This window comes from Propionivibrio pelophilus DSM 12018 (assembly GCF_059569095.1).
On the sequence record NZ_JCANUT010000003.1, the window covers coordinates 136,435 to 151,121 of the forward strand.

General features: G+C 58.4%; 15 protein-coding genes. 2 read left to right on the plus strand and 13 right to left on the minus strand.

The window, feature by feature from the left end; all coding sequences use genetic code 11:
- The first annotated feature begins 50 nt into the window (after positions 1–50).
- Together flgM and BO74_RS03140 are read left to right on the plus strand one after the other, a co-directional pair.
- Positions 51–332, plus strand: coding sequence for a flagellar biosynthesis anti-sigma factor FlgM (flgM, locus tag BO74_RS03135; protein WP_496439926.1), 282 nt, complete (start codon positions 51–53; stop codon positions 330–332).
- 12 nt (positions 333–344) lie between these two features.
- Positions 345–812, plus strand: coding sequence for a flagella synthesis protein FlgN (locus tag BO74_RS03140; RefSeq protein ID WP_496439927.1), 468 nt, complete (start codon positions 345–347; stop codon positions 810–812).
- A 20-nt stretch (positions 813–832) separates the two neighbouring features.
- Here the strand turns inward: BO74_RS03140 and motD are convergent, their stop codons facing one another.
- From motD to BO74_RS03205, 13 genes are all read right to left on the minus strand, one after another.
- A complete protein-coding gene (gene motD / locus BO74_RS03145; RefSeq protein ID WP_496439928.1) occupies positions 833–1,630 on the minus strand; it encodes a flagellar motor protein MotD in 798 nt (265 codons plus the stop codon).
- Positions 1,631–1,633: 3 nt separating this feature from the next.
- Positions 1,634–2,374 carry a flagellar motor protein gene (locus tag BO74_RS03150; protein ID WP_496439929.1) on the minus strand — a complete coding sequence of 247 codons (741 nt, stop codon included), beginning with the start codon at positions 2,372–2,374 and terminating at the stop codon, positions 1,634–1,636.
- Positions 2,367–3,110 carry an RNA polymerase sigma factor FliA gene (locus tag BO74_RS03155; RefSeq protein WP_496439930.1) on the minus strand — a complete coding sequence of 248 codons (744 nt, stop codon included), beginning with the start codon at positions 3,108–3,110 and terminating at the stop codon, positions 2,367–2,369. The genes BO74_RS03150 and BO74_RS03155 overlap by 8 nt, the downstream gene beginning before the upstream one ends.
- A gap of 12 nt (positions 3,111–3,122) precedes the next feature.
- A complete protein-coding gene (locus BO74_RS03160) occupies positions 3,123–4,007 on the minus strand; it encodes a nucleotide-binding protein (protein WP_496439931.1) in 885 nt (294 codons plus the stop codon).
- Complete coding sequence (flhF, locus tag BO74_RS03165) at positions 4,000–5,310, minus strand: flagellar biosynthesis GTPase FlhF (RefSeq protein WP_496439933.1); 1,311 nt, start codon at positions 5,308–5,310, stop codon at positions 4,000–4,002. The genes BO74_RS03160 and flhF overlap by 8 nt, the downstream gene beginning before the upstream one ends.
- Positions 5,307–7,394: a flagellar biosynthesis protein FlhA gene (gene flhA / locus BO74_RS03170; protein ID WP_496439934.1), complete on the minus strand. Its 2,088-nt coding sequence runs from the start codon at positions 7,392–7,394 to the stop codon at positions 5,307–5,309. Before flhA ends, flhF begins: the two co-directional genes overlap by 4 nt.
- Positions 7,387–8,529 (minus strand): flagellar biosynthesis protein FlhB, encoded by a 1,143-nt coding sequence (gene flhB, locus BO74_RS03175; RefSeq protein WP_496439936.1) that lies wholly within the window; start codon positions 8,527–8,529, stop codon positions 7,387–7,389. The genes flhA and flhB overlap by 8 nt, the downstream gene beginning before the upstream one ends.
- A gap of 171 nt (positions 8,530–8,700) precedes the next feature.
- Complete coding sequence (locus BO74_RS03180) at positions 8,701–10,644, minus strand: chemotaxis protein CheA (protein WP_496439937.1); 1,944 nt, start codon at positions 10,642–10,644, stop codon at positions 8,701–8,703.
- Positions 10,645–10,654: 10 nt separating this feature from the next.
- Positions 10,655–11,524 (minus strand): protein phosphatase CheZ, encoded by an 870-nt coding sequence (cheZ, locus tag BO74_RS03185; protein WP_496439939.1) that lies wholly within the window; start codon positions 11,522–11,524, stop codon positions 10,655–10,657.
- A gap of 1 nt (position 11,525) precedes the next feature.
- Entirely contained in the window at positions 11,526–11,915 is a 390-nt protein-coding gene (gene cheY / locus BO74_RS03190; RefSeq protein WP_496439941.1) for a chemotaxis response regulator CheY, read from the minus strand.
- A 21-nt stretch (positions 11,916–11,936) separates the two neighbouring features.
- The gene (locus BO74_RS03195) at positions 11,937–12,875 is read right to left on the minus strand and encodes a chemotaxis protein (protein WP_496440000.1); all 939 of its coding nucleotides are present in this window, start codon (positions 12,873–12,875) and stop codon (positions 11,937–11,939) included.
- A gap of 28 nt (positions 12,876–12,903) precedes the next feature.
- Positions 12,904–13,875 carry a chemotaxis protein gene (locus BO74_RS03200; RefSeq protein ID WP_496439943.1) on the minus strand — a complete coding sequence of 324 codons (972 nt, stop codon included), beginning with the start codon at positions 13,873–13,875 and terminating at the stop codon, positions 12,904–12,906.
- 202 nt (positions 13,876–14,077) lie between these two features.
- A complete protein-coding gene (locus BO74_RS03205; RefSeq protein ID WP_496439945.1) occupies positions 14,078–14,686 on the minus strand; it encodes a chemotaxis protein CheB in 609 nt (202 codons plus the stop codon).
- Position 14,687 lies beyond the last annotated feature (1 nt).

Consider the following 14,687-nt stretch of genomic DNA (forward strand, 5'->3'; position numbering starts at 1 on the left):
GCCCCGGCTGTCGATAAGAGGCGTAAGCAAGGAACTTTTGAGGCATCGCCATGAAGATTGAGAACTCCCCGAAACTCACCAATGCGTCCGTCGTCAAGGAAAACCGCGGGACGGCGACCAAGGCAGCCGCCAGGAATTCCGACGACGTTCAACTGAGCAGCGTTGCATCGCAACTCGCTGCGTCGGAGAGCGAAGCTCCTTTGGATGCCGGACGCGTCGCCGAAATCAAACAGGCGATCGCAGAAGGCCGGTTCTCGATCAATCCCGGCGCTATCGCCGACCGATTGATCGCCTCCGCCAAAGAGCTGGTCGGATCCCGCAGCGACGCCTGATCCATTCACCGCATGCCTCCGGCCAAAGACGAGTTGCTCGATATCGTCACCGCAGAAGCGGCGCTGATCGCTCGATTCGTCGACCTGCTGGAGACGGAGAAAACGGCCCTCACTGAGGGAAATGTAGACGACCTGGCCCGCTTCGCGACCGAAAAGGAGCCCTTGGTGGCTGACCTGCAACGTCTCGGCTGCCAGCGCAACGATCGCCTCTCTGCCTTGAATCTGCCCGCAGACCGCCAAGGCATGTCCGCGTGGGCAGCGGGCAGTCCCGACGCCTCTTCAGCATGGGAAAAGACGTTGAAATTGGCCGCCCGCGCGCGCGATCTCAACCGGCTGAACGGGGAACTGATCCAGATGCGCCTGCAGTACAACAGCCGGATTCTCGAGATTCTGCAACGCAACACCGCCGCTCTGGATCTGTATGGTCCGGATGGAAAGGCATCCGGGACTGGCGAACGGCGAATCAACGACGCGGTATAGCGCGCTCGTTCCGTAATCGGCTATTGGCGCGCCTCGGGCGCCGAATCTTCTTCCAGCGCGACCTCCCTGCCTTTTTCCGGCCCGCTCGAATCGATCAGGATCGTGACCCGCCGGTTGCGTGCCCGTCCGTCAGCGAGAAGATTCGGCTCGACCGGCCGGGTGTCGGCATAGCCAATCGCTGTTAGCCGCTCGGCCGCCACCCCCGAATCGGAAAACAGCCTGAGCACGGTCGTCGCCCGCACGGCCGAGAGTTCCCAGTTGGAGGGAAACTGGGGCGTATTGATGGGCACATTGTCCGTGTGCCCCTCGATGGTGATCGGGAAGTCGGTCGGCGCCAGCACCTGCGCGATCGCCCGCATCGCCTTGGCAGACAAGGGATGCAGGACGGCCTGTCCCGGCGAGAACAGGATGCTGTCGTTGATTTCCACGGTCACCCCGCGACTCGTCTCGATCACCCGCACCTTTCCCTGTTCGATGAGCGGGGCCATGACATCGAGAATCTCCTTGGCCACGTTGCGCATCTTGTCCCGCCGCTTCTGTTTTTCTTCTGCCTGACGAGTGGCCATCTGCGGCCGCTTCTGGGCCAGGGCAATCGGAGGTTGCAGGAGAATCGGGGCCTGCGTCGCGCTGTTCGCCTGGATATTGCGAAAAGCGCTCATCATCGAATCGCTGAGAATGCGGTACTTGCCTTCGTTCACCGACGAAAGAGCGTACATCACCACGAAAAAGGCAAACAGTAGTGTAATGAAATCAGCGTACGAGACCAACCAGCGCTCGTGGTTGTCATGCTCGTCATCATCTCTCCGACGTCGGGCCATGGTTCAGGAAACGTAGCCTTGCAGACGGCTTTCGATGATGCGCGGATTGTCGCCATTGGCAATCCCCACCAGACCGTCGACAATCATCTCGCGATGGACGACGAGACGCCCGATATGCGCCTTGAGCTTGTTCGACATCGGAAGGAAGACCAGATTCGCCAGACCAACCCCGTAAATCGTCGCGACAAATGCCACCGCAATCCCGGCTCCCAGTTTCGACGGATCGGACAAGTTCTCCATCACGTGGATCAACCCCAGCACCGCACCGAGAATACCGATGGTCGGCGAATAGCCGCCTGCTGCCTCCCAGATTTTTGCTCCCATGCGGAGTTGCTGCTCATACGTGTTGATCTCTACTTCGAGCACTTCGCGCAAACGCTCCGGCTCAGCGCCGTCCACCAGCAACTGCAACCCCTTGCGAGAGAATCCATCTTTCAGTTGCGCCATCGAGTTTTCCAGCGCCAGCAACCCCTCACGGCGCGAAAGCTGACTCCACGCCGCGATCTGCTTGATTTGCTGCTGATAATCGACCTCCGGGGGAAGCCAGACCCAGCGCGTCATGCGCATGCCGCGAACGAAAGTCGCGTAGGGACTCTGCAGCATCACGGCCCCCATCGTGCCACCGAGGACGATCAACAGCGCCGTCGGCTGAGCCAGCGAACCGACATGTCCGCCTTCCAGGATCTGCCCGCCGACAATCGCCACGATTCCGATCACCAGGCCAAGTACGCTGATCTTATCCATTCTTCCTGGCTTTCTTCTTGACGCCCGATTCTCCGAAAACCCTGGCGCGCAGACGCGCGACAGCCTGGGTATGCAGCTGGCAGACGCGCGACTCCGTCACCCCCATGACTTCGCCGATTTCACGCAAATTGAGATCCTGTTCGTAATACAGAGACATCATCAACTTTTCGCGCTCGGGAAGCAACTCGATTCCCTGCACGAGCAAGCGCTTGAAGCTCTCATCTTCGAGGATCGCCAACGGATCGCCCGACGTATCGCTCAAATGGCGTTCCAGAAAGTCCTCGTCGCCGTCATCCACCAAATCTTCCAGCGAGATCAACTGATGCCCGCGCGCATCCTGCAGCATCTTCTGGTATTCGGCGAGCGAGACCCCCAGCGATCGAGCCAGTTCGCTCTCAGAAGGCGTGCGACCGTTTTCCTGCTCGAGCTGCGCGATCGCCTTTTCTATCTGCCTGAAATCGCGCCGCAAACTACGCGGCAGCCAGTCGTTCTCCCGCAGACCGTCGAGCATGGCACCGCGGACCCGTTGCGCGGCGTAGGTCTCGAATTGCGCGCCCATGCCCGCCTCGAACCGGTCGATGGCATCGAGCAGTCCGATCATGCCGTTTTGCACAAGATCCTCGACCTGGACGCTCGACGGGAGACGAGACATCAGGTGGTGGGCGATGCGCTTAACAAGCGGAGCGAACTGCTGAACCAGCTGGTCCTTGTTGATCTGACCGGCAGCGTTGTACATAGAGCGAGAAGGTCAAGCGTAAATGGCGACGGGATCGATTTGCTGGCTCAAGTGTAACAGTTGCTCAAGAAACTGTTCGAGCCCTCCGTCGCTCTGCTCCGGCCTTTGCCAGTCAAGAAGTTCGCCCGCCACCCGGCGACAGGCCTTCGCCGCTGCGGCATCCGGATACAGGCTTTCCAGCGGCTGGCACAGCGCAATGGCCCGTTGTACTCGCTCGTCGAGAGGCACGCCGCCGGCGTACTCGAGCCGGGCGAAACGTCGGCCGTGAGTCACCCGCGCGATGTTGCCGAAGACCGCCCGCGCCTCCACGGCACTGCGCGCTCCGTTGACCAGAATTCGATAGTCCCGGCGGGCGTAGCCCAGGCTCGCCTTCTTGATCAGCGCATACGCCTCGGTAATCGAGGCGGGCGTCGGCGACATGACTATGATTGCCTGATGAGCGGCGAGAGCGAACGGAGAGAATCCGAGCGGATGATCCAGCGAAGCATCGACCAGGATCACATCGGCCTGCTCTTCAAGCGCAGAAAACCCCTTCATCAAGGCATCGCGCTGGGAAGCGCCCAATTTGCCGAGGTGCCCGACTGCCGCAGCGACAGGCAGCACCCGCACGCCCGGGTAGACGTTGATCAAGGCATCCGGGAGCGGCAGCCCGTTTTCGAGGACATCCAGGAGGTCATGGCGGATTTCTCTGCCAAAACGCGCCGTAACCCCGCCCTTGGCTCCTTCGTCGAACACGAGGACATTCTTGCCCCGCCGCGCCAGACAAGCGGCGAGGTTGGCGACCAGCGTACTCTTGCCGACGCCCGCGCTCCCCGCGGCGAACGCGACGACCCGCAACTGCTCGCGGGAAAAAAGTCGACGCAGGCCCGCGGCCTGGTCAGCGTAAAGTTCAGCCACGACGCCCGCCCGCCGCCGCGACTTCCGGAGCGCTGGCCATCATCAGCCCCGATTCGAGGCCGTCGAGCCGATGAGGAGAGGATTGCGGCAGGTCTTTGAACGCCCGGTGCAGCAGGTAAACACGATTCGGTAAATGCAGATCTTCCGGCACGCGCTGTCCGTTGGACACATAGTGCAGCGGCAAGCGGTGGCGGATGATGACGTCAAGCGCCGTCGCCAACCCGGCCGCTTCATCGACCTTGCTCAGGATGCAACCGGCCAGATCCGGGCCGCTGTAGGCCCGAACGACGTCATCGAGCGTATCGCCACGCCCCGTTGCCGACAGCAGCAGCAGGCGCTTGACACCGCTATGCCCGAACATCGCCACCTGTTCCTCGACCAGCCGGTCTCGCTGACTCATCCCCATGGTATCGATCAACACCATGTGCTTGTGCTGCAGGTCGGACAAGGTCTGCCGCAACTCTTCAGCGTCCCTCACCATATACACGGAAACACCCAAGATGCGGCCGTAGATTCTGAGTTGCTCGTGCGCTCCGATCCGGTAACCGTCGGTCGTGATCAGCGCCACCTTGCTGGCACCGTGGCGCAGGACGCAACGAGCGGCAAGCTTTGCCGTTGTCGTGGTCTTGCCGACGCCGGTCGGCCCGACCAGGGCGTAAACGCCGCCGCGATCGATGATGTCGCTCTCCGTCCCGATCGTGCGCAGCGAGCGGTCGGCGGCCGCCTTGACCCAGGCCAGCGCTTGCGTAGCAGCCAGATCGCGCGGCAACTCCGCCAGGAGATCGCGCGCCAGACGTGGAGAGAAGCCGGCATCGAGCATCTGGCGCAGAATTTCCGTTTTGACTGGCTCCGAACGCGTGCTCTCGCCCCACGCGAAGCCTGCCAGATGCTGTTCGACGATGCGCCGCAACGAACGAATCTCGTCCATCACCTCGGACGGGATAATTTCCGCCTGTTTTGGCGTACTGCTTGCGACATCTTGGACCACCGGCCGATCAATGCGCGGCAGTGGCCTTGAGGCCAGCGGTGGAATTTCCCTGGGCGCCAACGCCCGCCCGGCTGGAGGCTGCTGCGGACGCGATCCTGCGCTCAGGCGAACGGTGTAGTCTTCGTCCCGCCGGGGCCTCGTTTCCACACTTGGCTGTTGGACGATCATGTCCATTTCGCCGGCCGCCACGGCCATGATTTCGACTCCGCCAGGAACGGCCCGGTTAGACAGGATGATGGCATCCGGCCCAAGGAGTTCCTTGACCTTGCGCAACGCATCCCGCGCCGTTGATGCGACAAATTTCCTGACGTTCATGCTTTACCCCCAATGATCGAGGTGACCTTGATGATTTTGTTTTCCGGTACTTCCGCATGGGCCAGCACCTTCAGTTGAGAAATCCCCCGTCGCAGGAAGCGCGACAGGAGCGGGCGGAGATTGCCTGAGACCAGGAGAACGGCTGGCAGACCCAGCGCCTCCTGCCGCTGCGCCGCCGCCGCCGTCTCCCTGATCAGCGTATCGGCGAGGCCGGGCTCGATGCTGGCACCTTCGCCACCGCCGGCCATGGCCTGGTTCAGTATCCGTTCGAGTTGCGGATCGAGCGACATCACCTGGATTTCCCCGCCGCTTGGATAGAGCTGCTGGACAATCGAACGCCCGAGCGCGATACGCACCTGCGCCGTCAATGCTTCGCCGTCCTGGGTACGCGGGGCAGATTCGGCAAGCGTCTCGATGATGGTACGCATATCCCGGATATGCACCCCTTCGTCCAGCAGGTTCTGCAGCACCTTCTGGAGCACCCCGAGTTGCAGAACCTTCGGCACGAGATCCTCGACCAGTTTCGGCATTTCCTTCGCCAAATGGTCGAGCAGCGCCTGCGCCTCCTGGCGCCCGAGCAACTCGGCGGCATGCGACAGGATCAGATGGTTGAGGTGGGTCGCCACCACGGTGCTGGCATCAACCACGGTATAACCGAACGCCTGCGCCTGGTCGCGCAACGTATTGTCGATCCAGATTGCCGGCAGGCCGAAGGCCGGATCCTTGGTCGCCGTTCCGGCCAACTGACCAACGACGCGGCCGGGGTTGATGGCCAGCAGATTGCCGGGGAAAGCTTCTCCCTGACCGATCTCGACGCCCTTGAGCAAGATCCGGTAGGCGTTCGGCTTCAACTCGAGGTTGTCCCGGATGTGCACGGGAGACACGAGGTAGCCGACTTCCTGTGCGAATTTTTTCCTGATTCCGCGGATCCGGCGCAACAGTTCACCATCTTGCGCCTTGTCCACCAGCGGAATCAGGCGATAGCCAACTTCCAGACCAAGCACGTCGAGCGGCGCCACGTCGGCCCAGCTGGCCTCCTGCGACTCTGCCGTCACCGCGGGGGGGGCCGCTTTCACCGGCACCGGCTTTTCCTGTTCCTGACGACGAGACATTTCCCAGGCCAGTGCGCCAAGCGCCGTGGCCAGCAGCAGGAAGACGAAATTGGGCATCCCGGGGATCAGCCCGAGCAGTCCGATGATCGCTGCCGACAAGCCAATCACCCGCGGGTTGTTGAACAACTGCCCAAGGAATTGCTGGGAAAGATCCTGCGTATCGCCGACACGGGTGACGACCATGCCCGCCGCGATGGAAATGATCAACGCCGGAATCTGGGCGACCAACCCATCGCCGACTGTCAGCAAGGTGTAAGTCTTTGCTGCCGTTCCCAGGTCGAGGTTGTGCTGCAACATGCCGACGAACAGCCCACCGACGACGTTGATCAGCATGATCAGGATCCCGGCGACGGCATCGCCGCGAACGAATTTCGACGCACCGTCCATCGACCCGAAGAAATCCGCCTCTTCGGCAATCGTCGCGCGCCGCCGACGCGCCTCGTCCTCGCCGATCAGACCGGCGTTGAGATCGGCATCAATCGCCATCTGCTTGCCCGGCATGGCATCAAGAGTAAAGCGTGCAGCCACTTCGGCGACCCGGCCGGCGCCCTTGGTGATCACCACGAAGTTGATGATCACCAGGATGGCAAACACGACAATCCCGACCGCGTAATTCCCGCCGACCAGGAAATGACCAAACGCATCGATCACCTGACCAGCCGCCCCCTGTCCTGTATGCCCCTCCAGCAACACGATACGGGTCGACGCGACGTTCAGCGACAGGCGAAGTAAGGTAGTGATCAGCAGAACGGTAGGAAACACCGAAAAATCGAGGGGCTTCAATACATTGATCGCGACAAGCATGACGATGATCGAGATCGCGATGTTGAAGGTGAAAAACAGGTCAAGCATGAAAGGTGGCAGAGGCAACACCATCATGGCCAGCACCAGCATGATCAGCAGCGGCCCGGCGAGCTGCTGCAAGCCGATTCGGCCGATGAAGCTCTGCAGCGTCATGCTCGAACTAGCCATTGGCGACCTCCGCGACCAGCAACTCCTCCGGAACCGGGATCAGCCGCGGGGGAACCGGATAGCTGCCGCCCTGCTGCCGCCAGCGCGCCAGCTGGTAGATGTAGGCCAGCACCTCCGCCACGGCCGCATAGAGTGCCGAAGGGATCTCCTGATCCAGTTCGGCATGGCGGTGCAGCGAACGCGCCAGCGGCGGGGCCTCCAGCAAGGGCACCCCATTCTCGGCACCAATCGTGCGGATCTTCAGGGCGATCTCTCCCATTCCCTTGGCGATGACCTTGGGCGCCCCCATTCCGCCTTTGTAGGCGAGCGCCACGGCAAAATGGGTCGGGTTGGTCACGATCACATCCGCCGAGGGCACCGCGCTCATCATTCGCCGGCGCGCCGCCTCGCGCTGCATGCTCCTGATCCGCCCCTTGACCTCGGGGTTCCCTTCCATTTCCTTGCTTTCGCGACGCACCTCTTCTTTGGTCATTTTCAGCTTGTTGTGGTACTGCCAAAGCTGGAACGGAACGTCGAGCGCGACAATCAGCAGCATCGAGGCGACAATCAGGAGAAAGCTGAAATTGAGCAAATGACCTGCGTTGACCAGGCCTGCATCGATCGTTTGCGTAAGAAGCGAAATGATCTCGCCGCGTTCGGCCCACAGCACACTCGCGGCAACGCCACCGATCAGCGTCGCCTTGGCCACGCCCTTGACCAGTTCCAGCAAACCGGACCAGGAAACGATACGGGTCAAGCCTTTCAGCGGATCGAGCCGCCCCAGATCAGGCGCCATCGCCTTGAACGAGACGTTCCAGCTTCCGAGGAAGAACGGGGAGATCAAGGCCGCCACGACGAGGGCCAGGACAAAGGGAGCAAAGGCAAGCAGGGCATCCAGCGCGATTTCGCCAAAGCGGGCCACCATGATCTGCGGATCACGCAACATGCCCGCATCAAAAATCAGGCCCTGCGACACAATGGTCGATGTGCGATGCATCATCCATCCTCCGACCATCCAGAACGAACCTGCGGCAACCATCAGAACCAGAAATGCCCCAACCTCGCGCGAACGCGGAACCTGCCCCTCTTCACGAGCCTGTTCGAGACGCCTCGACGAGGCGGGCTCTGTTCGTTCGAGATCGCTTTCTTCGGCCATCTTCCGATTCCAAAAAACCAGAGCTAATTATATAAAAAAACATTAAAAAATAAAGATATATATCGTTTTATTTACACCAATTCTCGGAAAAACGAACACTGCCCCCGTTCGCCAAGCCAAAAAAAACAGGGGACCGAAGCCCCCTGACGAATAACAAAATACTTAATCTAATCAGATAGATAACTCAAGAGCTCGAGCATGCCTGATGCCAAGCTCACGATCGATATGCGCATTGAGGTCAGCCAGCAACTCTTTCATATCTAGGATCAGGACAATCTGGCCGTTCGACAGCGTGGTTACGCCTGCCACGCCACGCGGCCGGAAATCATCGAGCGACTTGATTACCGCATCATCACGCCCGGCGAAACTGTCGACCGAAAGGATAAAGCTCCGTTCGGCGGTCTGCATCAGCACGCCATATTCGGGCGTTTGCAGCTGCGGCCATCCAAGCAGACGCGAAAGCGCCACGACCGGTAGAACTTCACCCCGGACAACGAGCGTCTCCTTGCCACCAACCTCCTGCATTTTGTCTTTTTCGATCGGCAATATCTCGCGCACCATCGATAGCGGCAAGGCAAACGGTTGATCGCCCAGCAAGACCAGGAGCACCGGGAGAATCGCCAGAGTCAGCGGCAAAGAAATGAGGAAGACGGTCCCCTTGCCCAACTCAGAACGTATTTCGACCGATCCGTTCAACTTCTGGATGTTCGTCTTGACTACGTCCATGCCGACGCCACGACCCGACACGGCAGACGCCTGGGTCATCGTCGAGAAGCCCGGCAGGAAAATCAGGTTCAGGCTTTGCCGGTCATCGAGCGTGTTCGCCTCTTCCTCCTGAATCAGGCCTTTCTCGATTGCCTTGGCGCGAATCCTCTCCGGACTCATCCCGCGACCATCATCGGCGATGATGAGAACGATGTGATCACCTTCCTGACGCGCTTCCAGACGCACCACACTCTTGGCTGGCTTGCCCGCAGCCAGTCTCTCTTCGGGAGACTCGACACCGTGGTCAACCGCGTTACGGACCAGATGCACCAGCGGATCCGCAAGATCCTCGATCATGGTCTTATCGACCTCGGTCTCTTCACCAACCAGCGCAAGTTCAACATCCTTGCCCAATTGACGGGCAAGATCGCGGGCGATACGCGGATACTTCTGGAACAGTCGCCCGATCGGCTGCATCCGTGTTTTCATCACGGAGTTCTGCAAATCCGACACCAACAGATCGAGTTGACTCACCGCCTGGTCGAGAGCGTGCAGCGTCTCTGAATCATTCCTCCCCGCAAGAATATCTGCGCGCAGACTGGTCAGGCGATTCTTTGTCAGCCCGATTTCGCCGGACAGGTTGAGCACCTGATCAAGACGCGCCGTGTCGACACGAATCGTCGATTCACGCGTCGCTATTTTTTCATCGGAACGCCTGCCACCTGTCGTGCCGGAACCGACAAGACCTGGCTTATCGGTCGAACGACGACCTTCCGGGGGAAAATGTGGCATCAGTTCCGGCTCAGAAACGACGGCCGTAGCGGCCGACTTCAGATCAGGAGCATTTACGGCGGGAATAACCTCTGGCTCGACAGGCTCTTGTCCCGTAACAGCAGCGTGAAGCGCATGCCAGTCAGGCTCGTCAGAAGCCACCTTGCTTTCCATCGATGGCGCCGTATCGACGCCCGGAGTGGAAACAGGGGAAATTACCGATGGCTCCTCCGGAGCGACCGGAGCAAGTTCATGCAACGCCACTCGCAGAGCCTGAATTACATCTGCAGGCGCGGGCTTAGGCTGCACGGCCTGCGCCAGTTCGCCAAACATGCCCCTCACTCCTTGCGTCGCCGCCATGATTACGTCGAGCAAGTCCGGCGTCAGCGTCATTTCACCGTTTCTGAGTTTATCGAACAGATTCTCGGTCAGATGACAAAGAGTGACCAACTCGGTGGCGTTGAGAAAGCCCGCCCCCCCCTTGATCGTGTGAAATCCTCTAAAGATGTCATTCAACAGGCGACGATCTTCAGGATCCCGCTCCAGTTCAACGAGTCTGTTATCTACATCGGAAAGCAGATCACTCGCCTCTTGCAAAAAATCCTGCAACAGGTCTTCCATTCCGGAAAAGTCACTCATATCGAACCTCCTAGAACCCCAAGCTATCCAGCAAATCGTCGACCTGCTGCTGGCTAACAACGACGTCCGAGCGCCCTTCGGCGTTCACCACCGGCCCATTTAGAAGCGACGTTACGGATTCGGTTCGCTTCTCTCCCGGGATTGTCTCGATGAGGATCCCCATCAGTTGCGACTCAAGATCCTGTGCAAGCGCCACAACCTTTTTTATAACCTGCCCGGTAAGATCTTGGAAATCCTGCGCCATCATGATTTCCAGCAACTGCTCTTTGGTTGCAACCGTCCGTTGCGGAACAGCATTCTTCAGGAAGCTCCGGGTTTCCGCAGCCAACAGCTTGAAATCCTCGACCCCCAACTGCTTGGCATACAAGGCATCCCATTTCGCGGCCAACAGCGTGGCCCCCGCCTCCAACTCGTCTTGAATAGGATTTGCTACATCCGTCGCATTCAGCACCTTGCATGCAGCCTGCTCGGTAAGGTTAGCGATATAGGAAAGACGATCCTTTGCATCTGGAATTGCGTTGACCGTTTTCTCGAGCAATTTGTCGTATCCCAACGCGCCGAGAGTATCGTGCAATTGCCGTGCCATTTGCCCGACTTGGGTAAATACTTTTTTTTGCGCCGGCCAATCCTCTGGCGCCACTCCCTCTTCGCAGGCACTCTCCCCTCCGATCGTGGCGTTCTTCGATACGATAGAGTCAAAAAGGTCCTGCAACTCCTTTGAATCGTCCGTCAGATCGTTACCTTCCCGTGCCTGTTGCATCAAGGATGGTTTATTCTCAACACTTGGTGGTGGATTCGACGAAGGGGAGATCCCGCTTGCGATACTGTCAAATAGAGCTTCTAGTTCGCTCGAATCGCCGGAAGCGTTCGCGTCGCTCATTTCAGCCTCCCATCTTGTCGAAGATTTTTTGCAATTTCTCCGACAACGTCGCAGCAGTGAACGGCTTGACGATATACCCACTCGCGCCTGCCTGCGCAGCAGCAATAATGTTCTCTTTTTTAGCCTCGGCGGTAATCATCAGCACAGGCAGATGCGCCAGCGACGGCGTGGAGCGGATAGACTGAAGCAACTGTAATCCATCCATGTTGGGCATATTCCAGTCGGTCACGACAAACTCAAAACCACCGGCTTGAAGCTTTTGCAACGCGATCGCACCATCCTCCGCTTCATCCACATTGGCAAAGCCCAATTCTTTGAGGAGATTTCTGACGATCCGTCGCATCGTCGAAAAATCATCAACCACAAGAATTCTCATTTTCGGATCAGCCATTACTCATTCACTCCTATTTTTTTACCGCTCGAGTATCGGACGCAAGGTATCGGCCAACACCTCGGCATCAAATTTTGCGACATAGGCATCGACCCCAACAGCCTGCCCCATAGCCCGGTTAGCTTCAGACGAAAGCGATGAATGCATGACCACCGGAATGCCATCAAAACGAGAATCGGACTTAATGTGCTTGGTCAAAACATAACCATCCATCTCAGGCATTTCTGCATCGACAAGAATCAGTCGCACGTCATCACGCAAATTACCTCGCGTCTGCTGCGAATGCGCCGCCAACCCCTGCAGACGGGTCCAAGCTTCTGCGCCATTCGTAGCATGTTTGTGTTTCACCTTAAGCCGATCGAGCACCTCGGTGATTTTCTTTCTCGCCACGACCGAGTCATCGGCAAAAAACACACCAACCTCTTCCGAAACCTGTGCTGGTGGTACATCGACGATGATGGCCTCGCCAAATGCATTGGCCAGGATTTGCTCGACGTCCAGAATAGAAACCAGGGTGCCGTTTTCCAACTCGGTAATAGAGGAGATCAACCCTTGGTTCGACGAAAGCACACTCTCCGGCGCCCGAACCTTCTCCCAGTCAACTCGGATAATCCGATCGACTTCATGAACCAAGAATCCCAGCGTCCGTTTCGAGAATTCGGCAACCATCATCGTCTTGCCCCGCTCGGCCGACTTCTCTCCGGTATCAAGAAAACTGACCAGCGAGATGACCGGAATTACGTTTCCGCGCAGCGACACCAACCCTTCGACGCCCTTCGGCATATTCGGAGTCTTTGTTATATGCGGCGTCCGCCCAACCTCGCGCACCTTGAAAACGTTGATTCCGAAAGTCTCGCGCGTTCCTAGCGAGAACAACAAGATTTCCATCTTGTTGGATCCAGCAAGAAGGGTTCTCGCATCAACGCTCTCGAGCAGATTTTTCTTTTCAATCAAATCCATTGCCATCGCCGTACTCCACTTTTATGCGTCAGCCATTCGCGCGGGCAACCGGAGCTGTGCCAAGCAAACGTCGCGTCAACACTTCCGAAAGCTTTTGCGGCTCGAACTTGGGAACATACTCGTCAACACCGACGGATTTACCCAGTTGCTGGTTGGACATTCCGGACAGGGAGGAATGCATGATCACCGGCACACCAGCAAATCGCGGATCCGTCTTCACCTTCTTGGTAAGAATGTAGCCGTCCATTTCCGGCATTTCCACGTCGGTCAATATCAGGCTGACCAGATCAGAAACTGCCTGACCAGAGGCCTCCGCATAGGCAGCAATCCTTTCCAGTTCTTCCCACGCCGAGCGACCATTGATCGTTTCTACATACTTGACGTCCATCGCCTCGAGCGTACGTACTATTTGTCGGCGTGCCACAACGGAGTCGTCCGCAAAGAACACGGTCAGATCGCGGTTGGCGATCGGTTTGATGTTGCGGTAAACCACCTCGTCGTCATACTTCGTCGTTTCCGAAAGCACCTTTTCCACATCCATCATCATGACCAGGCGTCCATCGGGCAATTCGGTCACCGCTGTAACCAACCCGCCAAGCTCGGCCATCAACATATCCGGGGGCACCTTCATCTGGCTCCAGTCGAGCCGAAGAATGGTATCCACCGCCTCGACCAAGAAGCCCTGAGTATGCCCAGCATACTCGGTCACGATCATGATCGAGCGAGGAGAATCCGACGCCACCCCGGCATAACGCGCCAAATCAACGACAGGAACCAGCGCGCCGCGTAAACTCACCATTCCCTCCACCGACGGGGGCATTTCCGGCGCCGCGGTAATGGGCGGCGTCCGCATGACCTCACGCACCTTGAAGACGTTGATGCCGAATGTCTCACGACGCCCGGTAAGAGAATGCGTTCCGAGCGTAAACAGCAAGATTTCCAACTTGTTGGTACCAGCAAGTTTGGTGCGCGCATCAATACTTTTGAGTAAATCTGACATGCTTGATCACCTTTTTCTGGGCAAATAGCCTTACAACGTCGAAGTGAATCTTAATCGAACGACCTGCATTTCACCACAACCGACGAGAAAACAATACGACACGAACGCCCGCCAATACAATGGCTCAGGCGAGCCGCGCAGACGCCAAGACGCCAAGATGCCGGTGCATTCAATTTACAGAACGAGTAGAGAGAAAGACCAGCTAAACGCTTCTTCCCAATGCGGCGAGGACTTTCTGTGATAGCAAGTTAAGACTTGCGGTTTCCTCTACCGCGCCGATCAGGGCAGCCTCACGCGGCATTCCATAGACGACACAACTCGCCTCGTCCTGGCCAAAGGTTCTTGCGCCCGCCTTACGCATACGTAACAAACCGTTCGCACCATCTTTACCCATGCCCGTTAGAATCACACCGATCGCGTTCCGTCCCACGACTTCAGCAGCCGAGTCAAACAGAACGTCTACGGAGGGACGATGGCGATTTACGGGCGGAGTCTTGAGCAACTCGATCATGTACGTTCCGCCCATCTTGCGTACGGACATGTGCGAATGGCCGGGCGACACATAAACGGTCCCGGCAGAGAGAACCTCACCGCCCTGCGCCTCGATGACTTTCGGCTTGCAGAGGCCGTTCAACCGCGCGGCGAACGATCCGGTGAACGTCTCTGGCATGTGCTGAACAATCAGGATCGGCGGACAATCTTCAGGGATTCCGAGAAGAAAACTTTTGACAGCCTCCGTCCCTCCGGTCGATGCCCCAACGAAAATCACCCGGCTCACCCCGGCCAGCGGCTTGATTGCGGATCCGGACATA